We start from the raw sequence: 23,894 nt of genomic DNA on the forward strand, positions 1-23,894 counted from the left end.
CAGGGCTCCCGGGACGCCGGACACCCCCACCGGTCGGGCGCTGCGGAGAGCAGCGTCACACCCCTGCCGGGTGCCGAGAATGGCTGATCGCCCCCCGCTCATCTCACCCCGCGGCATAGCGTCGAATCAGACCGGACACCCCGTGTCGTGGTGGCGCGTCGGAGGGGACGAGTTCGTACTTCCTTCTACGTCACGCAACGGCGCGCGACAGGAGCCAGAGGACAATGCAGACCAAGCTGGACGAAGCCAAGGCCGAGCTGCTCGAACGGGCCGCCCGGGTAGCTGAGAACAGCCCGGTCGGGGGGTATCTACCGACTGGGACGACGAGCGAGACGGAGTCCGGCATCCCGGACCACGACACCGTGCTCGCGTTCCTCCAGCGCTACTACCTGCACACCGCCCCGGAGGACCTGAGCGGCCGTGACCCGGTCGACGTCTTCGGAGCCGCCCACTCCCACTACCGACTGGCCGAGAACCGCCCCCAGGGCACGGCCAACGTACGGGTCCACACCCCGACGGTCGAGGAGAACGGCTGGACGTGCAGCCACTCCGTCGTCGAGGTCGTCACCGACGACATGCCCTTCCTCGTCGACTCCGTGACCAATGAGCTGTCACGGCAGGGGCGCGGGATCCATGTCGTCATCCACCCGCAGGTCGTCGTGCGCCGGGACGTCACCGGCAGGCTCGTCGAACTGATCACCGAGCCCGCCGCCGTCGCCGCGGCGGCGACCGCCGTCGCCAATGGCGAGACCCTTCCGCACGACGCGCACATCGAGTCCTGGATCCACGTCGAGATCGACCGCGAGACCGACCGGGCCGACCTCAAGCAGATCAACAACGACCTGCTGCGCGTCCTGTCCGACGTCCGCGAGGCCGTCGAGGACTGGGAGAAGATGCGGGAGGCGGCCGTCCGGATCGCCGACGGGCTGCCCGCCGAGCACACCGCCGACGACCTGCGCGGCGAGGAGGTCGAGGAGGCCCGCGAGCTGCTGCGCTGGCTCGCCGACGACCACTTCACCTTCCTCGGGTACCGGGAGTACGAGCTGCGCGAGGACGACTCGCTGTCCGCCGTCGCCGGTACGGGCCTCGGCATCCTGCGCTCCGACCCGCACCACTCCGGCCCCGACCAGCACCCCGTCAGCTCCTCCTTCGAACGGCTGCCCGCCGACGCCCGCGCCAAGGCCCGGGAGCACAAGATCCTCGTGCTGACGAAGGCCAACAGCCGGGCCACCGTCCACCGGCCGTCCTACCTCGACTACGTCGGCGTGAAGAAGTTCGACGCCGAGGGCAATGTCGTCGGCGAGCGGCGCTTCCTCGGACTGTTCTCCTCGGCCGCCTACACGGAGTCCGTGCGCCGGGTGCCCGTCGTCCGCCGCAAGGTCGAGGACGTTCTGCGGGGCGCCGGGTTCTCGCCCAACAGCCACGACGGCCGCGACCTCCTCCAGATCCTGGAGACCTACCCGCGCGACGAGCTGTTCCAGACCTCCGCCGACGAGCTGCGGTCCATCGTCACCTCCGTGCTCTACCTCCAGGAGCGCCGCCGACTGCGGCTCTACCTGCGCCAGGACGAGTACGGGCGCTACTACTCCGCGCTGGTCTACCTCCCGCGCGACCGCTACACCACCGGCGTACGCCTCAGGATCATCGACATCCTGAAGGAGGAACTGGGCGGCATCAGCGTCGACTTCACCGCCTGGAACACCGAATCGATCCTCTCCCGGCTGCACTTCGTGGTCCGTGTCGAGCCCGGCACCGAGCTGCCGCACCTCAGCGACGCCGACAAGGACCGGCTGGAGGCCAAGCTCGTCGAGGCCGCCCGCTCCTGGTCGGACGGTTTCGCGGAGGCGCTGAACGCCGAGGTCGGCGAGGAGCGCGCCGCCGAGATGCTGCGCAAGTACGGGCACGCCGTCCCCGAGGGGTACAAGGCCGACCACAACCCCCGCTCGGCCGTCGCCGACCTCTGCCGTCTCGAAGCGCTCGACCAGGACGAGGACTTCGAGCTCAGCCTGTACGAGCCGGTGGGCGCCGCGCCCGACGAGCGCCGCTTCAAGATCTACCGCAGGGGCGGCTCCGTCTCCCTCTCCGCGGTGCTGCCCGTCCTCAACCGCATCGGCGTCGAGGTCATCGACGAGCGGCCGTACGAGCTGCGCTGCGCGGACCGGACGACCGCGTGGATCTACGACTTCGGGCTGCGGATGCCGAGGCCGCAGGCCGGGAGCGTGGACTACGCCGGGGACGACGCCCGGGAGCGGGTGCAGGAGGCGTTCGCCGCCACCTGGACCGGGCAGGCCGAGAACGACGGGTTCAACGCGCTCGTGCTGAGCGCCGGGCTCACCTGGCGGCAGGCCATGGTGCTGCGCGCGTACGCCAAGTACCTGCGGCAGGCCGGGTCCACCTTCAGCCAGGACTACATGGAGGACACCCTCCGCAACAACGTCCACACCACCCGGTTGCTCGTCTCCCTGTTCGAGGCGCGGATGTCACCGGACCGGCAGCGGGCGGGACGCGAGATCGTCGACGCGCTCCTCGAAGAGGTCGACGCCGCGCTCGACCAGGTGGCCAGCCTCGACGAGGACCGGATCCTGCGGTCCTTCCTCACCGTCATCAAGGCGACGCTGCGCACCAACTTCTTCCAGGAGGCGGCCGGCGGCAAGCCGCACGACTACGTCTCCATGAAGTTCGACCCGCAGGCCATCCCCGATCTCCCGGCGCCGCGCCCGGCGTTCGAGATCTGGGTGTACTCGCCGCGCGTCGAGGGCGTGCACCTGAGGTTCGGGAAGGTCGCCCGAGGCGGACTGCGCTGGTCGGACCGGCGGGAGGACTTCCGGACCGAGATCCTCGGCCTGGTCAAGGCGCAGATGGTGAAGAACACCGTCATCGTGCCCGTCGGCGCCAAGGGCGGCTTCGTCGCCAAGCAGCTGCCGGACCCGTCGGTGGACCGGGACGCCTGGCTGGCCGAGGGCATCCGCAGCTACAAGACGTTCATCTCCGCCCTGCTCGACATCACCGACAACATGGTCGCGGGCGAGGTCGTCCCCCCGTCGGACGTCGTCCGGCACGACGAGGACGACACCTATCTCGTCGTCGCCGCCGACAAGGGCACCGCGACCTTCTCCGACATCGCCAACCAGGTCGCCGAGAGCTACAACTTCTGGCTCGGGGACGCCTTCGCCTCCGGCGGCTCGGCCGGCTACGACCACAAGGGCATGGGCATCACCGCCCGCGGCGCCTGGGAGTCGGTCAAGCGGCACTTCCGGGAGCTGGGGGTGAACACCCAGGCCGAGGACTTCACGGTCGTCGGCATCGGTGACATGTCCGGTGACGTGTTCGGCAACGGCATGCTGCTCAGCGAGCACATCCGGCTGGTCGCCGCCTTCGACCACCGGCACATCTTCATCGACCCCGCCCCGGACGCGGCCACCTCCTACGCCGAGCGCCGCCGGGTCTTCGAACTGCCCCGCTCCAGCTGGGCCGACTACGACACCGACCTGATCTCCACCGGCGGCGGCGTCTTCCCGCGCACCGCCAAGGCGATCCCGATCAACGCCCACATCCGGGACGCCCTCGGCATCGAGGACAAGGTCGCCAAGATGACCCCGGCGGACCTGATGAAGGCGATCCTCCAGGCACCGGTCGACCTGCTGTGGAACGGCGGCATCGGCACGTACGTGAAGGCGTCGACCGAGTCGCACACCGACGTCGGCGACAAGGCCAACGACGCCATCCGGGTCGACGGACGGGACCTCAGGGTCCAGGTCGTCGGCGAGGGCGGCAACCTCGGACTGACCCAGCTGGGCCGGATCGAGTTCGCGCAGACCGGCGGACGCGTCAACACCGACGCCATCGACAACAGCGCGGGCGTGGACACCTCCGACCACGAGGTGAACATCAAGATCCTGCTCAACGGCCTGGTCACCGAAGGGGACATGACCGTCAAGCAGCGCAACAAGCTGCTCGCCGAGATGACCGACGAGGTCGGCGCCCTCGTCCTGCGCAACAACTACGCGCAGAACACGGCCATCGCCAACGCCCTCGCCCAGTCCCCGGACATGCTCCACGCCCAGCAGCGCTTCATGCGCCACCTGGTCAGGGAAGGCCGCCTCGACCGGGCGATCGAGTTCCTGCCCACCGACCGGCAGATCCGTGAGCGCCTCAACACCGGGCACGGCCTCACCGGCCCCGAGACGGCCGTCCTGCTCGCCTACACCAAGATCACCGTCGCCGAGGAACTGCTGCACACCTCACTGCCGGACGACCCCTACCTGCGCAAGCTGCTGCACGAGTACTTCCCGACGCAGCTGCGCGAGCGGTTCGCCGAGCATGTCGACAGCCACCCGCTGAGCCGGGAGATCGTCACGACCCTGCTGGTCAACGACACGGTCAACACCGGCGGTACGAGCTTCCTGCACCGGCTGCGTGAGGAGACCGGGGCCTCCCTGGAGGAGATCGTCCGGGCGCAGACCGCCTCCCGCGCGATCTTCGGGTCGGGCGAGGTGTGGGACGCGGTCGAGAGCCTGGACAACACGGTCGACGCGGCCGTCCAGACCCGGATCCGGCTGCACTCCCGCCGCCTCGTCGAGCGCGGTACGCGCTGGCTGCTGAACAACCGGCCGCAGCCGTTGCAGCTCAGCGAGACCATCGAGTTCTTCTCCGCGGACGTGCAGCTCGTCTGGGGCGAACTGCCCAAGCTGCTGCGCGGCGCGGACCTGGAGTGGTACCAGAAGATCTACGACGAGCTGACGGGCGCCGGGGTCCCGGAGGAACTGGCCACCCGGGTCGCCGGCTTCTCCTCGGCCTTCCCGACGCTCGACATCGTCGCGGTCGGCGACCGGGTCGGCCGTCCGCCGATGGAGGTCGCCGAGGTGTACTACGACCTCGCCGACCGGCTGAGCATCACCCAGCTCATGGACCGCATCATCGATCTGCCGCGCGCGGACCGCTGGCAGTCCATGGCCCGCGCGGCGATCCGTGAGGACCTGTACGCCGCCCACGCCTCCCTCACCGCCGAGGTGCTGTCGGCGGGCAACGGCTCCTCCACACCGGAGCAGCGGTTCAAGGTGTGGGAGCAGAAGAACGCGGCGCTGCTCGGCCGGGCGCGGACGACCCTGGAGGAGATCCAGGGCTCCGACGCGTTCGACCTCGCCAACCTGTCGGTGGCGATGCGGACGATGCGGACGCTGCTGCGCAGCCACTCGTAGCGATACGGCCACGACGGAGGGGCGCCCCACGGCCGTGGGGCGCCCCTCCGTCGTCCCGTGCGCGTCGTCCGTGCGCGCCGGGCCTACTCGGTGTCCTTCGTCCAGAGCGTCAGCTTGCCCTCGACGCTCGGGACCTCCCAGCTGTACTGCCCCGGGGTCAGTTTGGTGATCTCGTACATGGCGAGGTTGCCATCCTTGGTGACCGTGCAGAGGAGCGAGCCCTCGGGGATGATCGCGTCCTTGCCGAAGTCGTCGGGGTTCACGAGAGAGGGCAGGACGTCGGTGTCCGCGCCTGTGCGGCACTGTTCGAGCGTGGGGCCCTTGCTCTTGCCCATGGTGGTCTCGAAGCTCCACTGGCCGTTCTGGAGCGACATCTCGCGTGTCTCGTCCGTCATCTGGGCCTTGATGTCGATGCTGGGCTCGTCCAGGTCGACGTAGGTGTAGTTCTCGGCAGGGGTGCGCAGCACGAAGGACTGGCCTTCGAAGGCCAGTGTGTACGTGGTGTCCGCGGGCGCCGACGCGGACCCGGTCGGGTTCGTCACGTCCTGCCCGTCGCCCTGCCCGTCGGAGCCGGAGCCGGAGCCGGAGGTGGGGGAGGAGTCGGGTGTCGAGCCCGCCTTGTCGCCGCCCTTGTCCTTGCCGCTGTCCTTGGTGTCGCTCGCCTTGGTGTCGGCGTCGTCGTTCCCGCCCATCACGTACACCGCGGCTGCCGCGCCCGACCCGGCCACCAGGACGAGGGCCAGGGCGACGAGGGCCGCCTTCAGGCCACGGCGGCTCTTCTTGGGGGGCGTCGGGGCCGGGCCGGTGGCCTGCGGCTGCGGGGTGAGGTTGTAGGTGTCCGTCGCCGGGGGCGGGTAGCCGTAGCCGGGGGTGGGAGCCGGGTCCTGCGGGGGCGGCGCGCCGAAGCCGGTCGGCGGGGGCGGCGCCGGGGCCGTGGTCGGGGGCGCGGCGGGCATCTGGGGCGCCGTCGGCTGGGGCGGGGTCTGCGCGGACTGTTCACGGCGGGTGATCTCGGCCGCGAGGGGGGCCGGGAGCCAGCCGGTGAAGTCGCCGAGGGCGCGGCCCGCCGACTCCTGGCACAGCGCGGCCAGTTCCTCGGTGCCGACGCGGGCGGCCGGGTCGGCGGTGAGGCAGCGCTCCAGCAGCGGGCGCAGACGGTCGTCGTAGCCGTCGAGCCTCGGCGGGCGCTGGGCGGTGTTGGCGATCTGCGCGGCGATGGTGATGGCGCCGCCGTCGCCGTACGGGTGGCGTCCGGTGGCCGCGACCGCCGCGATCAGGCCGAGCGAGAAGACGTCGGTGGCCGGGGTGACCTGCTCGCCGAGGGCGTGCTCCGGCGACATGTACTGCGGGGTGCCGATGAGGCCGCCGGACTGGGTGAGGTGGGTGGCGTCGGCGGCGCGGGCGATGCCGAAGTCGATGACGTACGGGCCCTGGGAGCCGAGGAGGATGTTGCTCGGCTTGAGGTCGCGGTGGACGACTCCGGCCGCGTGGATGGAGGTGAGGGCGCGGGCCGCGCAGCCGACCAGCTGGAAGACGGCGGGCAGGGGGAGGGCGCCGAAGGAGACCAGGGCGTCGTGCAGGGGGATGCCCGGGATGAACGCCGAGGCCAGCCAGGGGAGTTCGCCGGTGGTGTCGTGGTCGACGACCGGGACGATGTGGTAGCCCTGCACGCGGCGGGCCGCCTGGACCTCCTGCTCGAAGCGGCGGCGGAAGTCGGGGTCCTGGCCGTACTCGCGGCGGATGACCTTCAGGGCGACGGGCTGGCCGCCTCGGGTGTGCGACAGATAGACCGTGCCCATGCCGCCCTCGCCGATGCGGGCGTGCAGGTGGTAGCCGGCGGTCTCCCGTGGGTCCTGCGGTCCCAGCGGGCTCAGGATGTCGCCAGTGCTGCTGCTGATGGGAGCCTCCCCCTTGCGGTGCCGAACTCCTGGGCCGGTGTGGGCGTTTGGAGCGGTCCGAAGCTTATACGGCACTTATGACACCGGGGGGTGGAGTTGTGGTTCCGGGTGACTGTGGGGAGGGGACGCGGTAGGGGGTGGGTGTGTTGGGTGCGTCGGCGGGTGCGGGTCCGGTGGGGCTTCTCGCGCAGTTCCCCGCGCCCCTGAAAGACCAGGGGCGCGCGACGCTCCTACGGCTCCCTGCGGACCCGGCGGCGCCATTCCTCGTCGCGGACCGTGAGCGGGGCCGTCGGTGGGAGCGGGGCGCGGCGGGCTGTCGGGGCTTCTGTCAGGGAGAGCGTGCGGAAGGCGGTCTCGATGAGGGTCACCGACGTGGCGACCGGCCCCGGCAGCCACGCGGTGAAGTCGCGGACGTCCCGGCGGGCCGCTCCCGCGCAGTGTTCGGCGACGGCGGCGGCCGAGGGGCGGGCGGCCGGGTCGGCGGTGAGGCAGCGGCGGACGACGTCGACGAGGGGGCGGTCGACGCCGTCCAGGGCGGGCGGGGTCACGTCGGTGGCGGCGATCCGGGTCGCGATGGCCAGCGGGTTGCCCCGGCCGTACGGGTGCCGCCCGGTCGCGGCGACCGCGGCGATCAGGCCCAGCGCGAACACGTCGGACGCGGAGGTCACCCGGCGGCCGAGCGCGTGCTCGGGGGACATGTAGCTCGGGGTGCCGATGAGGCGTCCGGCGGTGGTGAGCGTGGCCGCGCCCGCCGCCCGGGCGATGCCGAAGTCGAGCAGCCAGGGCCCGTCCGCGGCGAGCAGCAGGTTGGCGGGCTTGACGTCGCGGTGGATCACCCCGGCGGTGTGCACGGCGTCCAGCGCGTACGCGGCGCAGGCCAGCAGTTGCAGGACGGCCGGGACGGGCAGCGGGCCGTGGGTCTCCAGGGCCTGGTCGAGGGGCACACCGGGGACGTAGTGCGTGGCCAGCCAGGGGCGCTCGGCACCGGCGTCATGGTCGACGATCGGCACCAGGTGGTAGCCGGAGACCTGGCGCCCGGCGGCCACCTCGCGGGCGAACCGCTCGCGGAAGGCGGGGCTGTCGGCGTACTCCGGGCGTACCAGCTTCAGGGCGACCGGCTGGCCACCCCGGCTGCGGGAGAGATAGACCGTGCCCATGCCGCCCTCGCCGATCCTGGCGTACAGCGGATACCCGGCTATCTCCCGCGGATCGTCCGTCCGCAGCGGCTCAGGCACCACCCCGCGCATCGACCGCCCCCTCCGCTCAGCCCGTCCCCGGAGCGTATCGCGGCACGGACCGGCAGGTGGCGGGTGAGGCAACCCGCGCACCGCCGGTGCCATCTACCCAGGTGGCCCTCGACCGCACCACGGTCTATAGAGGGTGGAAGCGGCAAGTGGCAGGGAAAGCGATGAGTGGGGTGAACGTGGACGCAGGTCGGCGACCCGCCGTGTCCGTCGTCGTGATCGTCTACAACGACGAGGCCCGGCTTCCCGTGGCCGTGCGCTCGGTGCTGGAGCAGACGCTGCGGAGCGTCGAGGTCGTGATCGTCGACGATCACAGCACGGACGGTTCGTACGAGGTGGCCGCCCGGCTCGCCGCCGAGCATCCGGGCCGTGTCCGCGCGTACCGGCTCCCCGAGAACAGCGGGGGCTGCGGCGCGCCCCGCAACCACGGTATCGGCGAGACCCGCGGCGAGTACGTGATGTTCCTCGACAGCGACGACGTCCTGGAGCGCAACGCCTGCCGGAACCTGCTGGAGGCCGCCGAGACCACCGGCGCCGACCTCGTCTCCGGCCTCTGCGTCCGCGTCCACGTGGACACGCGTACGCGCAAGGAGGTCAAGTGGTACCCGTGGCTGTACGCCCGCACCCGCACCCTCGACTCGGTCCGTGAGCTGCCCGACCTGCTGGTCTACGACACCCTGTCCACCAACAAGTGCTACCGGCGGGACTTCCTCGTCGAGGGCGGCCTGCTGTTCCCCGTCGGCATCCACTACGAGGATCTGTTCTTCTCCGCCCAGGCGTACGCGGCGGCCCGCCGGATCACCCTGATCCCCAACCGGGTCTACGACTGGAACGTCGTCCAGGACACGGCCGAGGCCGGGTCCAGGTCGATCAGCAACCGGCGGGCCGAGATCGCCAACTTCGCGCACCGGATGGAGATCCACCGGCGCGTGGACCGGCTCCTCGCCGAACAGGGGCTGGCGGAGCTGAAGTTCCAGAAGGACGTCAAGTTCCTCAAGCACGATCTCGTGCTGCATCTACGGGACCTGCCCTTCCGGGACGCGGCCTACCGGCGGGAGTTCGCGGAGCTGGCCCGCGCCTATCTGGAGTCGGTCGATCCGGCCGCGTACGACGAGGTCGAGCCCGTCCACGCCGTCTGCGCGTATCTCCTGCGGGAGAGCGACTGGGACAACCTGCTGCCCGCCGTGGACACGCTCACCAACCGGGACAAGGTCTCCGCCCCGCTCGTCGAGCGCGACGGGCGGATCTACTGGTGTGCCGAGCACATCGAGGAGGACCCCTTCGCGCGCCGGGTCCTGGACGTCACCGAACTCGGCTACCACGCCCGGCCGGTGGGCAAGCTGTTCCTGCGCAACGAGCTGACGGAGTACGTGGAGGAGGGGGAAGGGAAGGGACGCGGCGGCCGGGTACGTCTCGCCGGGCGCGTCACCAATCCGCTCGGGGTCGTCCCGCCCGGCGCCCGGCTCACCGCCTCGCTGGAGTTCCGCGCCCGGCGCCCCGGTGTGCGTTTCCGGACGTCCCGGGTGCCGGTGGAGGCCGTGCGGCACGAGGGCGCGTACCTCGCCTGGCAGGCCCGCGTCGACCTCTCGAAGGCCATCCGCCCGCTGGGCATCGTGGACGCCGTCTGGGACGTACGCCTGCAGCTGGACGTCGACGGCGAGCGCACGACGACCCGGCTGACCGCCGCCGAACCGGGTCTGGTCACGGGTGCGTCGCCGGTCCGGCCCCGGCTGACACGGCTGGTCGCCGACCGGGTCGAGCCGCAGATCTCCGCCCGTGGGCATCTCGCGTTCCGGCTGGTCCCCGACAAGAAGGTGAACGTCCTCGTCACCCGGGGCCTCCAGGGCCGGCCCGGCAGGGTCGCCAAGTCCGGCTACCGCAAGGCGAAGGCACTGCGCGGGAAGGCCACCTCCGGGGAGGCCAAGATCCGCCTCTACCACGAGGTCTTCCGGCGCATGCCGAGGCAGCGGCGGCTGGTGGTGTTCGAGAGCCACCTCGGCCGGCAGTACAGCGACAGCCCCCGGGCGATCTACGAGGAGATGCGCCGCCAGGGTCTCGACTTCGAGGCGGTGTGGTCGTACACGGGGGCGCACGCGGGCGGCCGTCCGCCGGGCTTCCCCGCCGACGCCACCCTCGTACGACGCTGGTCGCTGCCCTATCTGCGGGCGCTGGCCCGCGCCGAGTTCTGGATCGACAACCAGAGTTTCCCGCTGCGGCTGGCCAAGCCGCCCGGCACCACCTACCTCCAGACCTGGCACGGCTCCGCGCTCAAGCGCATGGGCTTCGACGAGCCCGGCTGGAAGCTCAAGTCCCGTGCCGAGCAGGCCGAACAGCAGCGCACCCTCGACCGTTTCGACCACTTCCTGATCCGCTCGGAGCACGACGTCCGCACGCTGGCGAAGGCCTTCCGGCTGCGGGAGGAGGTGCTGCTGCGGGTGGGGTATCCGCGCAACGACGCACTGGTGCGGGCCCGCGAGGGGACTCCCCGACGGCCGCCGCTGGCGGACGAGTTGGGCATTCCGGCGGACCGGAAGGTACTTCTCTACGCCCCCACCTTCCGCCACCAGGGGCAGCGTCGCTTCACGCTCCCCTTCGACGTGGAGCGCTTCGCCGACACCTTCGGCGACGAGTACGTGCTCCTCGTCCGCGCCCACTACCTCAACGACGTCGTGCTCCCGCCCTCGGTGCGGGGCCGGGTCGTCGATGTGTCGGACCACCACGACGTGACCCCCGTCCTCGCCCTCGCGGACGCGCTGATCACGGACTACTCGTCGGTGATGTTCGACTACGCGCTCCTCGACCGCCCGATGCTGTTCTTCGCGTACGACTACGAGGAGTACGTGCACCAGGGCCGGGGCACCTACTTCGACCTCCTCGAACGGGCGCCGGGCCCGGTCGTGCGCACGGAGGACGAACTGCACGCCGTCCTGCGGTCGATGCCGCTGGCGGAGCAGACGCTCAAGTACGCCGCCGCGCGGGAGCGGTTCACCGCCGACTTCGGCGAGTACGACAAGGGGACGGCGGCCCGTGGCGTCGTCGACCGGTTCTTCTCCGAGTGGAGGCGCGCGTGACGACCGGACGGGACGGCGGGGCGGGAGCGGCCGGATCGCGGGACATCTTCCTGGTGTCCAACAGTGTGGACGAGACGGGCGGGGTGACCAGTTGGTCCCATCATCTGGCCCGGCTCCTCACCGAGCGCGGCCACCGTCTCCACGTCATCGGGATCACCACCCCCGAGGACCCGCACGACCTCGGCGAACTCCCTTACCCGACCACGCGGCTGTACGACGGTCAGCCGCCGGCGCCGGGCCGGGCGCGGGTGGCGAGCATGCGGGAGCGGGCGGCCGTGCTGAGCGGGCTCTTCCGGGCGGCGCGGCCCGGCGGGGTCGTCGTCGTGACCCAGGTGTGGGCGATGGAGTGGGTGGCGCTCGCCGACACCTCCGGGCTGACCGTCATCGGGATGAGCCACGAGTCCTTCGAGACCTCGCGCCGCTCCTCCCGCTTCCGGCGGGTGCTCAAGCACTACCGGGACGTCGACCGGATGCTCGTCCTCACCCGCGAGGACGCCGACCTGTGGATCGGTGAGGGCCTCGACAACGCCTCGTACCTGCCGAACGCCGTGCCCTGGCTGCCGGAGGAGCCGTCGCCGCGCACCGGGAAGGCCGTGCTGAGCATCGGCCGGCTCAGTGACGAGAAGGGTGTCGACATGCTCCTCGACACCTGGGCCGAGGTGGCGACCCGGCACCCCGACTGGACCCTCCTCGTCTACGGCTCCGGCTCCGGGGAGGACGAGCAGTTGCTGAGGAAGCAGTGCACGGCGCTGGGCCTCGACGGCTCGGTGTCCTGGATGGGCCGTACGCACGACGTCCAGGGCGCCCTGCGCGGCGGCTCCGTCTTCGCCCTGTCCTCCCGGGGCGAGGGCTTCCCCCTCGCCCTCATGGAGGCCATGGCGATGGGCGTTCCGTGCGTCGCCTTCGACTGCGCGCCCGGCGTCCACGAGATCGTGCGCGACGGCGAGGACGGACTGCTGGCCACCCCCGGCAACACGGGTGAACTGGCCCGCCGGCTGGATGAGTTGATCACCGACAAGGCGCTGCGGGACCGGATGGGGGACAGGGCGAGGGAGAACATCCGGCGGTACGGGACGCAGGAGATCGTGGACCGGTGGGAGGCGCTGTTCACGTTCCTGGAGAGGTGACCGGCCGGCGGTGGCTCACTTCTTCCCGCCGGTGAACTTCTCGTACTCCTTGAGCACGTCGTCCGTCGGCCCGTCCAGCCGGAGTTCCCCGCGCTCCAGCCACAGCACGCGGTCGCAGGTGTCCCGGATCGACTTGTTGTTGTGGCTGACGAGGAAGACCGTGCCCGCGTGCTTGCGCAGCTTGCGGATGCGCGCCTCGGACCGCTTCTGGAAGGAGCGGTCGCCGGTGGCGAGGGCCTCGTCGATGAGGAGGACGTCGTGGTCCTTGGCGGCGGCGATGGAGAACCTGAGCCGGGCCGCCATGCCGGAGGAGTACGTGCGCATGGGGAGCGTGATGAAGTCCCCCTTCTCGTTGATGCCCGAGAAGTCGACGATCTCCTCGTACCGCTCCTTGACCTGCTCGCGGGACATGCCCATGGCGAGCCCGCCGAGGTGGACGTTCCGCTCGCCCGTCAGGTCGTTCATCAGGGCCGCGTTGACGCCGAGCAGGGAGGGCTGGCCGTCGGTGTAGATCCGGCCGTTCTCCACCGGGAGCAGTCCGGCGACGGCCTTGAGGAGGGTCGACTTGCCGGAGCCGTTCGTGCCGATGAGCCCGATGGCCTCGCCCCGGTACGCGGTGAACGACACGTTCCGCACGGCGTGCACCTTGCGGACACCGGCCGCCTTCTCCGACTTCTTCCGCCGCAGGATGCGGTTGAGCGCGGCGGTGGCGGTGCCGCGTCCGGCGCCGGTGCCGTTGACGCGGTAGACGATGTCGACGGAGTCGACGACGACCGTGGGGACGGGCTCGGCGGTGGCGTCCTGTGCCGCTGCCGCCGCTGCCGCTGCCGCTTCACGAGCGCCGGGGATGGCGGATGCGGAGGTGGGGGTAGGAGTGGAGGTGGGGGTGATGGTGATGTCAGCCACGGCCGTACGTCTCCTCAGCCTTCCAGAAGTAGATGAACCCGCCGACGCCCGCGAGGAGCGCCCAGCCCGCCGCGATCGCCCAGACGTGCGGCGGCAGCTGGCTCGCGTGGAAGCTGTCGATCAGGGCGAAGCGCATGAGGTCGATGTAGACCGCGGCGGGGTTGCACTCCAGCAGGAGATGCACGAAGGCCGGGATGTTCCGGTCGGCGAGCATGTGGTCGATGCTGAACATCACGCCGGAGGTGTACATCCAGGTCCGCAGCACGAACGGCATCAGCTGCGAGATGTCGGGCGTCTTGGCGCCGATCCGCGCCATCACCATCGCGATACCGGCGTTGAACACGAACTGGAGCGCCAGCGCGGGGAGGATCAGCAGCCAGGACGGCGCCACCGGCACGCCGAAGGCCAGCAGGATCACCACCAGCGCGGCCATGGAGAACAGCAGCTGCTGGAGCTGCTGGAGGCAGTACGACAGGGGCAGTGAGGCCCGGGGGAAGTGCAGGGCGCGGACCAGGCCGAGGCTGCCGGATATGGCCCGGGTGCCGGCCATGATCGAGCTCTGGGTGAAGGTCCACACGAACACACCGGTCACCAGGAACGGGACGTAGTCCGGGACGCCCCTCTTGGTGCCCATCAGCAGGCCGAAGATCAGGTAGTAGACCGCCGCGTTGAGGAGCGGGTTCGCGACCTGCCAGACCTGGCCCAGCTTGGCCTGGCTGTACTGCGCGGTCAGCTTGGCCGTGGCGAAGGCGGTGATGAAGTGCCGTCTGGCCCACAGCTGCCGTACGTAGGCGCCGAGCGAGGGCCGGGCCCCGCTGACGCTCAGGCCGTACCGCTCGGCGAGCTGCGCCGGGGTCTCGGCGGCGCGGGCGCCCTGGGCGGGTCGGGCGGCCTGGGGGGTGTCCGCCGGGGTCGGGGGCGGTGTGTGGAGGACCTGGCTCACATCCGCTGCTTTCGCTAGTGGGGGAGTCCCGCGTATTCGACTGCGCTTCTTACGTGGCCCTTGCCCTGCTCTTACGTCGGGACGGGACCGTATCGTCGCCACGCGAGAGTAAGCCGATATGACGTCGGAACGCAACCGTTTCGTCGCCACGGCCCGATACCGCCTGGACGCTGCCTATGCTGTGCGCCATGACGACGAACGCCGAGCCGGATCGGACCCCACCGCGTCGCCGGGCCCCCGCCGGGGCGGCGGTGCTCCGCGAGGACGTGACCGAGGCGATCCGCGCGGCGGTCTTCGAGGAACTCGCGGCGGTCGGCTACGCCCGGATGTCCATCGAGGGGATCGCGCGCCGCGCGGGCGTCGGCAAGACGGCGGTGTACCGGCGCTGGCGCTCCAAGCTGCACCTGGTGCTGGACCTCGTCTCGGCGGTGGCGGTACAGGGTCTGCCGATGCCGGACACGGGCTCCCTGGAGGGCGACCTCCGGCTCCTCTACGAGGTCACGTCCCGCGCCCTGCGCCACCCCGTCGCCGGCCAGATCATCCCCGACCTCCAGGCGGAGGCCGCCCGCAACCCGGAGATCGCCGAGGCCATGCAGAAGGCGCTGCGGGAGGGGCAGCAGAGCGTCGCCACCGGGATCGTCGCGGCGGCGGTCGCGCGCGGCGAGGTCCGTCCGGGCGCGGACGAGGACCTGGCCCTGGACGTGATGTTCGGGCCGCTGTACTGGCGAGCCGTGGTCGTACGGTCCCCGAAGCTGCCGAAGGGCTATCTGGAGAGCTTGACCCGGGCTACGGCGGCGGCGCTGCGGGTGTTGTAGGGGTGCGGGTGGGGTTCGACAGGTCGGCGACGTCTGGCCGCATAGGTAGAATGTGAGAAAGTTGGAATGTTGGAGGGTCGCAATATATGTAGCCCCTGGGTAGCCTCGAAAGTGACCAGGAAGGGCGACAGAGGGAGGTCATTCATGGCTGTGGCTACGTACCAGGCCAGCGTGCGCGACAAGGGACAGCTGACCCTGCCCGTCGGCTTGCGCGAGGCGCTGGGGGTCTCCCCGGGTGACGAGCTTGAGTTCACGGTCCGCGACGGTGTCGTCGAGGTCCATGGGCTCATCAAGATTCGCTCCGACCAGCGGTGGTTCTGGACGGAGGCATGGCAGGAGGGCGAGCGCGAGGCCAGCGCTGACATCGCGGCCGGACGCACGACCTTCTACGAGGACGCGGACAGTCTGCTCGCGGACCTCGGTGAGGAAAACTGACCTCGACCCCCTGGAGGCCCTATTGCCGACGTTTGAAACGACTGCCCGCTTCGACCGTGACGTGCGGAAGCTCCCTCAGCCGGAGCGAGAGCGGTTCGTGGACACCGTCCGGAACAAGTTCGTACCGGACGTGACCAAAGGGCAGTTTCGGCCCGGCCTCCGTGTCAAGCCCGTCCAGGGCGTGAAGGTCGCCGACGGCGAGAGTCCGGTCATGGAGATGACCTGGGCGCCTGACGGGCGCGCCACCTGGCAGTACGGGGACCAACGCCGCGAAGGCGAGCCCCATGTCATCTGGCGCAGGGTCGGTGGGCACGAGATCTTCGATCCCGGCCCCGCCTGAGAGAGCACGAGCGGTCCGCCTCACTCACGTGGGCGGGCCGCTCCCGTGGAGGGGGCGAGTTCGACGCAGGTGTCACCTGCCGTCGGCGCCTGAGAAGGACGGACTTCTTCCAGTACAGGGGGCCGTTCCCGGAGCCACGTGCCCTCGGCCTGCCCTCCACCTGCGGGTTTCGAAGCCCGTCGAAAGCCCTGGTGCCGCCTTCCCGCACTCGGACACCCTGGTGACGTCCGTAGGACCTTGTCCTCTTCGCAGGGACAAACCGTGAGTTCAGGAGGCCTTTCTTGCATGCACGTGTGAAGATCCTCGGCGCCGTGGCCGTTGCCGTGATGTCCGCGGTCGCGCTGCCCGGTTCGGCGTCGGCGTCGGGAACGGCGGTCAGGGCGTGTGGCTACTACGAGACGCAGTCGGACGCGTACTACGGCCACTGCACCAGCGCGCCGGGGCCGAGCAACGGCGCGTACATCAAAATCGACTGGGACTGGACGCCGTTCGACAGTTACCGGTGTGTGCGACCTGGTGAGACCCGTCTGGGCTCCACCAGTGAGATCGACGGTGCGTACTGGACCGCGAACTGCACTCCGGCGTGACGTAGGGGTCTGGCGTGCCCCCGGCGTCCACACCTTGCCGGGGGCACGTCAGGCCTTCCCGAAGGACGGTCGGAGCAGGTCCGTCAGGTCCGGGCCCCGGCCGTCGATCACGTCGGGTCGCTTGATGCCGTGGCCCTCCGCGCTGCCGAAGTACGTCGGGTCGCCCGGCTCGGCGGGGACTCCCAGGAAGGTGTCCAGGGAGCGGAGGGCGGCGGAGAGGCGGGGGGCGTTCAGCAGTTCGACCAGCCGGTGTTCCCCGCGCTTCTCGCCCGTCGCGTCGATCCAGGTCCCGGAGCCCACGACGAGGATGCTCCCCACCGACGCGTCGGGGAAGCCGACGGGGCGGCTCCGCTCGACGCGCAGGGCGACCTCCTCGCCGTCCATCGGCCCCGGGAGCGACATCCGGGTGACGAGCCCCGTGCCCCCCGCTGCCGTCCACGATCCAGTGCCATTCGAGGACGCCGGGCACGAGCAGTTCGTGTGCGCGCAGCACCGCGGACATCCGGGCCGCCACGGACAGCGCGGATACCGGGCCCGGGGTCACGCGTTCGTCGGACGCGTCGAGTTCCCACGTCCAGGACGCGCACGCCCCGGGGGAGCGGAACAGCGCGGACACCGCCTCAGTCGCCGTGGGTGGCGAGTTCGCGCAGGTCGGCGAGGGGGAGGGAGCGGGGCTCGGTGGCCGGGGGGACGTGGCCGGCGACCGGGTCGGCGGGGGCGCGGACGCAGGTGGTGAGCGCCTCGGCCGGCGTCAGACCGTGCTCGTAGGACTCGTGCAGGCGGTCGAGCCAGACGAGGCCCGCCTTGTACCCGTCCTCGCCGGCGCCGTCGCGGGGCTCGAAGCTCGCGGCGGAGTCGGCGTCGGAGGCCCAGAGGTAGCCGAGGACGCCGCCGTGGCCGGCGACGACCGGGACGTACCGGACCTGTCCGGCCCCGGACCGCCTGTAGCCCACGGAGTCGAAGACGGGGCCGTGCCGGAAGACCTCCGTACGCCTCGGGATCTCGAAACGCGACCACACGTCGGAGGGCGAGCCGTCCGGCTCGAAGAAGTTCTCGACGCCCGTCTCGGTCGGCCTGCCGAAGTACGTCGGGTCGTCCGGGTCGGTCTCCGCGTCCAGGGCCTCGGAGAGGTCGCGCAGCGCCGCGGCCAGCCGTGGGTAGTTCACGGCGTGCACGTCGGCCTGCGGACGGCCCTCCAGGTCGTACGGCATCCAGGCGTCCGAGAACGTCCTGAGGTCGGCGGTGACATAGTCCAGGAACGCCGAGGCACCGAGCACGAACAGCCGCTCCTCGTGGGCCTCGCCGCCGGTGCCGGGGATGCGTACGGCACCGCGGCAGACGATGTCGGCGTACACGGCGCCGATCTCGCCGGGGCGCAGCTCCGCCTCGATCCGGGCGGTCAGTGCCCGGACCGTGTCGGCGGTGGACGGCGTCTCACCCGGCGTCTCACCCGGCGTCTCACCGAGCAGGAGGTCGCCCTCGAAGAGGCGGTCGTCCGACCCGCCGGCCTCGTGGACGGACACATGGAGCGTCGGAGGGCCGACGGCCAGCCGGTGCCGCGCGAGAACGGCGTACGCGTCGAGCAGGGCCCGGAGGCACTCCGCGACATCATGCCCGTCCTCGGTGTCGCGCCCCCAGGTCCAGCGGGCGACAGGGGTACTGGCGATCACAGTGCTGCCTCCGGCATGAACGTACCGTCGGGCGGGATCCGCATGACCCCGTCCTCGACACGGATGATGAACTGCACGTCGGTCTTCCCGTACACCTCGGTGAGCCGCTGTGCCGTCCGCATGGCCGCATGGTCGGCCATCGTGCCCTTCGTGTCGACCACGAACGTCTTGAAGTCGGCACCGGACTCCGCCAACTGCTGCATGTTGTCGAAGATCTTCTTGACGGTCTTCTTGGGGTTCGCGACGTCCTTGAACTGGTAGCCGTGGACGTTGCCCGCCGCGTCGCGGGCCATGACGTCCAGGTCCGTGCCCTCACCGGTCCTGACTCCGGGCTTGAGGTCGAAACCGCCCTTGACCTCGAAGGAGATGTCGCGGATGCCGCTCTCGTACAGCCGGTTGCCCAGCCGCAGCTGCTCGATGCCGCCGGACATCTTGTCCGCGTGGGCCAGGCTGGAGACCGTCTGGTCGAAGCCCGTGGCGCCGTCGAAACGCCCGGACGCGATGGTCTCGGCGATCTCCCGGCCGGCGGGATGACCGGCCAGGTTGTCCAGCACCCGCTCCAGGTCGCCCGGCTTGACCTTCGTCCCGCGCATCTGCTGACGGACCTGATCCTCCAGGTGGCCGCCGCGCTCGAACGGCTGAGGGTCGCCGTCCGGCCGCTCCCAGCCCCCGGGGTCGTTCGCGCCGTCGTCGCCGGCGCCCGTGCCGCCGCTCGGCGGGTCCTGCGGAGGCCCGCTCCCCGGGCCGTCGCCGCCACCGGGTCCGTCCGCACCGCCACCGCCGGGCCCGTCGGCACCGCCGCCCGGCGTCCCGCCCTGGCCGTGACCCGCCGGGGTCTCCCTGGGACCGCCGCCCGAGGGGGTGTCCGTATGCCCGCCGCCCGGTGTCTCGCCGCGACCGCCGCCGCTCGGTGTCTCATGGCTCCCGGCCGGTCCCCGGCCCAGGTCGTCGGCCCGGCCACCGGGCAGGCCGTCGTCCCCGACCCGCCCCACGGCCCCCGTGGCGCCGTCGCCCACCTTCGCGCCCGCGCCCACCAACTCCGGCTCGGGCCGGGTGACATCGACGCCGCGCTCCGCCGCCGTCCCCTCGTGCCTGATGCTGTCCAGGGACTCGCGGACCGTGCCGTCGGCGTTGTGGACGACGAGGGTCTGGGTGTCCAGGTAGACGACCTCGCCCTTGGGGGTCTCCATACGGACGCTGTTCTCGGGGGTGAGGCCCGCCGGGAGGTCGTCCGTGATGTTCGGTGCGTCGGCGATCTGGTAGGTGCCCTCGCCGAGCTTGATGTGGGTGCCGTCGGTGATGCCGCGCAGGCTCGCCATGACGTCACCGATCTTGACCGCCGTGGCGCCGACGCCCTTGGTGAGGTACGTCATCGGGTCGACGATCTTGCCGGCCTTGCCCGCGAAGGAGATCGCCTTGGCGATGGCGCCCGCCTTGCCCGCGCCCGCCGCCGCTCCTCCGGCACCGCCGGTGAAGATGGTGGTGAGGACGTTGAAGGTGACCGCCCCGGCCGCCCGCGACGGGTTCTTGCCCCACTCGTCGTAGGCGATGAGCGCCTTGCCGGTCTCGACGACGGCCGTGCGGGAGTCGCGCAGCCAGGACGGCAGCTTGTCGTCGGGGGCCAGCCAGTACGCCGTACCCACCACCGGTACGGCGGTGATCAGGATGCCCGTCGCCAGCTTGCCGAGGCCCACCCAGGCCTGGCCCGCCGCGTCCCAGCCGCTGAAGCCCACCAGGGTGCCGAGGCCCTTGATCGTGCCCCACACGCCGTCCACGACGAAGCCGACCGCGAAGTCCCAGACGTGTTCGTGGATGTAGTACCAGGGGTTGGACTCCTCGACCGGGTCGCCCCACGGCAGACCACCGGCGTTGTTCAGGTCCTCGCCCCGGTAGCCGTACATGTTCTCTTTGTTCGAGCCGTCGTTGACGACCAGCGCCTCGCCGCCGACCAGCGCGACGATCTTGTTGTAGCAGTCGCGTTCGGCGGCCTGGAACGCGGCGTACGCGGCGTTGATGTCGGAGCGGCGGTTGTTGTTCTCCTCGACGAGGTCACCGTCGGCCCGCCACTCGTCGTCGCCCTCGATCTTCTGGCGGAAGGCGATCGCGTCCCGGCGGAGCTGGTCGAACTTCTGCTTGAGCGGGCCCACGGCCGACGCGTACGTGTCCAGCGCCGACGCCACGGTCTCCAACTCCGTGGCGAACTCGTCGCCCTTGGCCGCCACCGGCGCGGTCGTCGCGAACAGCGCCTCCGCCTCGGGTGCCTTGTAGTACGCGGAGAGGCCGCCGAAGCGGGTGTGGATCGCCGAGCCCGAGTCCCTCAGGGAGGTACCGGCCGAGCGGACACCCGCGATGCCCACGTCCAGCTGCTCCAGATTGCCGGTGAACTCGGGGACTTCCTCCGGGATGACGGGGATGTCGTCGCTCACTTCGGACCCTGCCCGCCGTTGCCGTCGACACCCGGCGGGGGCGGAACGACCGTCGCCTTCAGCGCGTTCGCCTGCTGCTCTGCCGCCATGTCCAGGTCACCGGTCACATAGGCGTTGGTGGCCTTGGCCGCGCCCTGCACGGAGTCGATGGTCCGCTGCGCCATGTACGCCAGCTTCTGCTGACGCTCCTGGAGGTACTTGCTCAGCGCCGCCGCGACCGGTCCGACCGGCACGCGGGGGGTGCCGGCGACCACCGGCCCGATCATCGGTCCGCTGAACTGCCCGCCCGGCACGGCCGTACCGGCCGACTCGGCCGCGCTCGCCATGTTCGACACCAGCGAGTTGGCGGCCTTCTCCAGGCCGCCCGCCGCCTCGCCCGTCGAATTCAGCGTGGTCTGCACGTTGTTCGGATCGATGTCCCAAGCCGGCATCGTCGCTACCCCCGTAACGCCCTGTCGGACACGTCGTACGTACGTCATCTCCGCGGAACGCCTTGTCTCCGCGGAATGCCTTTCGGCTTCCCTCAGTACACACGAGCAAACGGCACCGGACAGTTCCCGCTGCACGTCGATTCCGTCACAAAGGGCTATCGTCGCGCCGTCCAGCCCGCCCATGCCGACGTGATCATGTCGTCGACGCCGTACCGCGCCTTCCAGCCCAGCTCGGCGGCGATCCGGTCCGCCGAGGCGACCACGCGCGCGGGGTCTCCGGGGCGCCGGCCGACGACCACCGGCGGCAGGTCGTGCCCGGTGAGCGCGTTGATCCGGTCGATCATCCCGCGCACCGAGACGCCGTCCCCGCGCCCGATGTTGAGGGTGAGATCCGTGCCGGGGGCCTCGCGCAGCCGCCGCGCGGTCGCCACATGGGCCTCCGCGAGGTCGACGACATGGATGTAGTCCCGGACGCAGGTCCCGTCGGGGGTCGGGTAGTCGGCGCCGAAGATCCGCGGCGGGGCGCCCTCGGAGAGCTTCTCGAAGACCATGGGGACGAGATTGAAGACGCCCGTGTCGGACAGCTCGGGGGTCGCGGCACCCGCCACGTTGAAGTAGCGCAGGGAGGCCGTGGACAGGCCCGTCGCCCGGCCCGTGGCCCGCACCAGCCACTCGCCGACCAGCTTGGTCTCGCCGTACGGGCTCATCGGCAGACACGGGGTGTCCTCGGAGACGAGGTCCACATCGGGCATGCCGTACACGGCGGCGGAGGACGAGAAGACGAAGGACGCGACCTGTGCGTCCGTGACGGCCGACAGCAGGGTGCGCAGGCCCTCGACGTTCTCCCGGTAGTAGTGCAGCGGCCGTTCGACGGACTCGCCGACCTGCTTCTTCGCCGCGAGATGGACGACGCCGGTGACGCTCCGGTCCCGGATCACCCGGGCCAGCCGCTCCCCGTCGAGGGTGGAACCGATCTCCAACGGCACGCCCCCGGGCACCCGTTCGGCGACCCCCGTGGAGAGATCGTCGTAGACGACGGCCTCCTCGCCCGCGTCCAGCATCGCGCGCACCACATGCGCCCCGATGTATCCGGCGCCACCGGTGATCAGCCAGGTCATGGACGACCTTCCCCTTGTACGAGTCCTGCGAGTCCTGCGAGTCCGGGCAATGCCATGGTCGGTCATCAGTGAAGCAGGCGTTTGAGACGGCGGCGTACAACTTCGGTCAATCCTCGCCAACCGGGCGCGAGCCGGATCGCGAGCGCTCCCGCGTGGGTCGCGTACGGCTGCACCAGAAGCACTCCGTGGCGCGTGCTGAGCAGTGCGCTCCGGCGCAGCAGCCCGGCGCCCGCGACGGCGTGCGCGGTGGTCTCGCGCCGACTGCCGTCCGCGAACCGCAGCCGCAGCCGGAGGTCCCAGGTGCCGCTGCCCAACGCGGTGAGGTCCAGCGGGACTTCGGCGGTCCAGCTGTCGAACTCGGGCTCGGGTGCGAGGAAGGCCGTACCGGCGAACCCCACCCGCCCGTCCGTCCGCTCGACGAACTCCACCCGTACGCTCTCCGGCCCCGCCTCCGCCATCCGCCCGTACAGCTCGTGCAGCCGCAGCCGGAGCACCGTCCCCCGCGCGCGTGGCCGCAGTTCCGCGTCGACGGCGGCGGGCAGCAGATGCACGGGACGGACGAGGAGGTGGTCCAGTTCCACCTGCGACAGGTCGGCGGACCAGACGGGGGAGTCGTCGCCCGCGCGCGCGTAGGGCGGGGTGAGCCGGGCGGGGCGGGCCGCGATCGCCTTGAGGCGGGCCAGGTCGCGCGGCTGCTCGGCGGCGAGGACCACCCGGGCGACGACCCGGCCGGGCGCGGGCGCCGGCGCGAAGTCCCCCTCGTCGAAGGAGGCCAGGTACGCGCGCGTCAGGGCCCACCACTCGCGCCGGTACTCCGCGTCGCGCAGATCCAGTTCGCGCGCGTACATCCGCAGCGAGTGGTCGAGGAAGCGGGTGCGGGTGGCGCGCGCCAGCTCCTTCTCGCCGGCGCCCGACAGGATGTCGTGGGAGAGCCGGTCGGCGTCCGTGCGGGCCCGCCAGTTGGCGATGCCGGAGCGGTCCAGGGATATGGACAGCCGGGCCGCCGAGCGGCGTACGTGCCAGACGTACACGGGGTCGGGGACGAGCGCGACACGCGGCGCGGCGGCCAGCACGCGCGCGCCGAACACGAAGTCCTCGTACGGGAAGCGGCCCTCGGGGAAGCGGATCGCGTGGTCGCGCAGAAAGGTGGTCCGGTAGAGCTTGTTGACGCAGAGGGTGTCGTGCACCAGGCGTACGCGCCGGGACGGGTGCTCCACCAGCGTGCGCCGGTCGTACAGCTCGGGCTGCCACGGGGTCTCGCGGCGGGACGGCAGCTCCCGGCGCACGCACAGCCCCGACGCGACCGGCGCGTCATGCTCCAGGACCGCCCCCAGCAGCGCGTCCACGGCGCCGGGCGGCAGCAGGTCGTCGCTGTCCAGGAACATCACGTACGGCGAGGTCGCGGCGTCCAGCCCGGTGTTGCGCGGGGTGCCGCAGCCGCCGCTGTTGGACGGGCGCCGTACGACCCGCAGCCGGGGCTCGTCCGCGGCCAGCCGCTCCAGCAGCTCCGCGCTGCCGTCCGTCGAGCAGTCGTCGACGGCGATCACCTCACCGACGGCCGGCCCCTGTGCGAGCGCCGAGCGCACGGCGTCCGCCACATGGGCGGCGTCGTCGTAGCCGATGACGACGACGGAGACCTGCGCCTGCTGAAGAGCCATTGGTTGCCCCGCACCTATGAGAGGTAT

General features: G+C 71.2%; 17 protein-coding genes. 7 read left to right on the plus strand and 10 right to left on the minus strand.

Annotation, left to right across the window (positions count from 1 at the left end; genetic code table 11):
* The first annotated feature begins 224 nt into the window (after nucleotides 1-224).
* On the plus strand, nucleotides 225-5,198 hold the full coding sequence (locus J8M51_RS45310; RefSeq protein WP_086760525.1) for an NAD-glutamate dehydrogenase: 4,974 nt from the start codon (nucleotides 225-227) through the stop codon (nucleotides 5,196-5,198).
* 83 nt (nucleotides 5,199-5,281) lie between these two features.
* On the opposite strand, the gene J8M51_RS45315 is transcribed toward J8M51_RS45310, so the two are convergent.
* A complete protein-coding gene (locus J8M51_RS45315) occupies nucleotides 5,282-7,024 on the minus strand; it encodes a serine/threonine-protein kinase (RefSeq protein WP_398858216.1) in 1,743 nt (580 codons plus the stop codon).
* A 302-nt stretch (nucleotides 7,025-7,326) separates the two neighbouring features.
* Nucleotides 7,327-8,343 carry a serine/threonine-protein kinase gene (locus tag J8M51_RS45320; protein ID WP_267300162.1) on the minus strand — a complete coding sequence of 339 codons (1,017 nt, stop codon included), beginning with the start codon at nucleotides 8,341-8,343 and terminating at the stop codon, nucleotides 7,327-7,329.
* Nucleotides 8,344-8,504: 161 nt separating this feature from the next.
* On the opposite strand from J8M51_RS45320, the gene J8M51_RS45325 reads away from it, so the two are divergent.
* On the plus strand, nucleotides 8,505-11,411 hold the full coding sequence (locus tag J8M51_RS45325) for a bifunctional glycosyltransferase/CDP-glycerol:glycerophosphate glycerophosphotransferase (protein WP_086751332.1): 2,907 nt from the start codon (nucleotides 8,505-8,507) through the stop codon (nucleotides 11,409-11,411).
* Nucleotides 11,408-12,538: a glycosyltransferase gene (locus tag J8M51_RS45330; protein WP_086751339.1), complete on the plus strand. Its 1,131-nt coding sequence runs from the start codon at nucleotides 11,408-11,410 to the stop codon at nucleotides 12,536-12,538. Before J8M51_RS45325 ends, J8M51_RS45330 begins: the two co-directional genes overlap by 4 nt.
* A gap of 15 nt (nucleotides 12,539-12,553) precedes the next feature.
* Here the strand turns inward: J8M51_RS45330 and J8M51_RS45335 are convergent, their stop codons facing one another.
* Nucleotides 12,554-13,387 (minus strand): ABC transporter ATP-binding protein, encoded by an 834-nt coding sequence (locus J8M51_RS45335; RefSeq protein ID WP_398858218.1) that lies wholly within the window; start codon nucleotides 13,385-13,387, stop codon nucleotides 12,554-12,556.
* Between the two features lie 49 nt (nucleotides 13,388-13,436).
* Nucleotides 13,437-14,387 carry an ABC transporter permease gene (locus J8M51_RS45340; RefSeq protein ID WP_086751329.1) on the minus strand — a complete coding sequence of 317 codons (951 nt, stop codon included), beginning with the start codon at nucleotides 14,385-14,387 and terminating at the stop codon, nucleotides 13,437-13,439.
* Between the two features lie 176 nt (nucleotides 14,388-14,563).
* Between J8M51_RS45340 and J8M51_RS45345 the strand changes: the two genes are divergently transcribed.
* The 4 genes from J8M51_RS45345 to J8M51_RS45360 all read left to right on the plus strand — a co-directional run bounded on the left by J8M51_RS45345 (nucleotide 14,564) and on the right by J8M51_RS45360 (nucleotide 16,564).
* Nucleotides 14,564-15,202, plus strand: a complete 639-nt coding sequence (locus J8M51_RS45345) for a TetR/AcrR family transcriptional regulator (RefSeq protein ID WP_086751328.1) — start codon at nucleotides 14,564-14,566, stop codon at nucleotides 15,200-15,202.
* A gap of 144 nt (nucleotides 15,203-15,346) precedes the next feature.
* Nucleotides 15,347-15,637 (plus strand): AbrB/MazE/SpoVT family DNA-binding domain-containing protein, encoded by a 291-nt coding sequence (locus J8M51_RS45350; protein ID WP_179202836.1) that lies wholly within the window; start codon nucleotides 15,347-15,349, stop codon nucleotides 15,635-15,637.
* Between the two features lie 61 nt (nucleotides 15,638-15,698).
* Nucleotides 15,699-15,977, plus strand: a complete 279-nt coding sequence (locus tag J8M51_RS45355) for a hypothetical protein (RefSeq protein WP_317853013.1) — start codon at nucleotides 15,699-15,701, stop codon at nucleotides 15,975-15,977.
* Between the two features lie 281 nt (nucleotides 15,978-16,258).
* Entirely contained in the window at nucleotides 16,259-16,564 is a 306-nt protein-coding gene (locus tag J8M51_RS45360) for a DUF6355 family natural product biosynthesis protein (protein WP_236068018.1), read from the plus strand.
* A gap of 48 nt (nucleotides 16,565-16,612) precedes the next feature.
* Here the strand turns inward: J8M51_RS45360 and J8M51_RS45365 are convergent, their stop codons facing one another.
* The 6 genes from J8M51_RS45365 to J8M51_RS45390 all read right to left on the minus strand — a co-directional run bounded on the left by J8M51_RS45365 (nucleotide 16,613) and on the right by J8M51_RS45390 (nucleotide 23,867).
* The gene (locus tag J8M51_RS45365) at nucleotides 16,613-16,966 is read right to left on the minus strand and encodes a hypothetical protein (protein WP_267300163.1); all 354 of its coding nucleotides are present in this window, start codon (nucleotides 16,964-16,966) and stop codon (nucleotides 16,613-16,615) included.
* 218 nt (nucleotides 16,967-17,184) lie between these two features.
* Complete coding sequence (locus tag J8M51_RS45370) at nucleotides 17,185-18,234, minus strand: hypothetical protein (RefSeq protein WP_267300164.1); 1,050 nt, start codon at nucleotides 18,232-18,234, stop codon at nucleotides 17,185-17,187.
* On the minus strand, nucleotides 18,231-20,660 hold the full coding sequence (locus tag J8M51_RS45375) for a hypothetical protein (RefSeq protein ID WP_086760839.1): 2,430 nt from the start codon (nucleotides 20,658-20,660) through the stop codon (nucleotides 18,231-18,233). The genes J8M51_RS45370 and J8M51_RS45375 overlap by 4 nt, the downstream gene beginning before the upstream one ends.
* Complete coding sequence (locus tag J8M51_RS45380) at nucleotides 20,657-21,091, minus strand: DUF6507 family protein (protein ID WP_086760838.1); 435 nt, start codon at nucleotides 21,089-21,091, stop codon at nucleotides 20,657-20,659. Before J8M51_RS45380 ends, J8M51_RS45375 begins: the two co-directional genes overlap by 4 nt.
* A gap of 155 nt (nucleotides 21,092-21,246) precedes the next feature.
* Entirely contained in the window at nucleotides 21,247-22,209 is a 963-nt protein-coding gene (gene galE, locus J8M51_RS45385; protein ID WP_086760836.1) for a UDP-glucose 4-epimerase GalE, read from the minus strand.
* 65 nt (nucleotides 22,210-22,274) lie between these two features.
* Nucleotides 22,275-23,867, minus strand: coding sequence for a glycosyltransferase family 2 protein (locus J8M51_RS45390; protein WP_086760834.1), 1,593 nt, complete (start codon nucleotides 23,865-23,867; stop codon nucleotides 22,275-22,277).
* Between the last annotated feature and the right edge of the window lie 27 nt (nucleotides 23,868-23,894).

The organism is Streptomyces griseiscabiei (assembly GCF_020010925.1).
In the GTDB taxonomy this organism is placed as follows: domain Bacteria; phylum Actinomycetota; class Actinomycetes; order Streptomycetales; family Streptomycetaceae; genus Streptomyces; species Streptomyces griseiscabiei.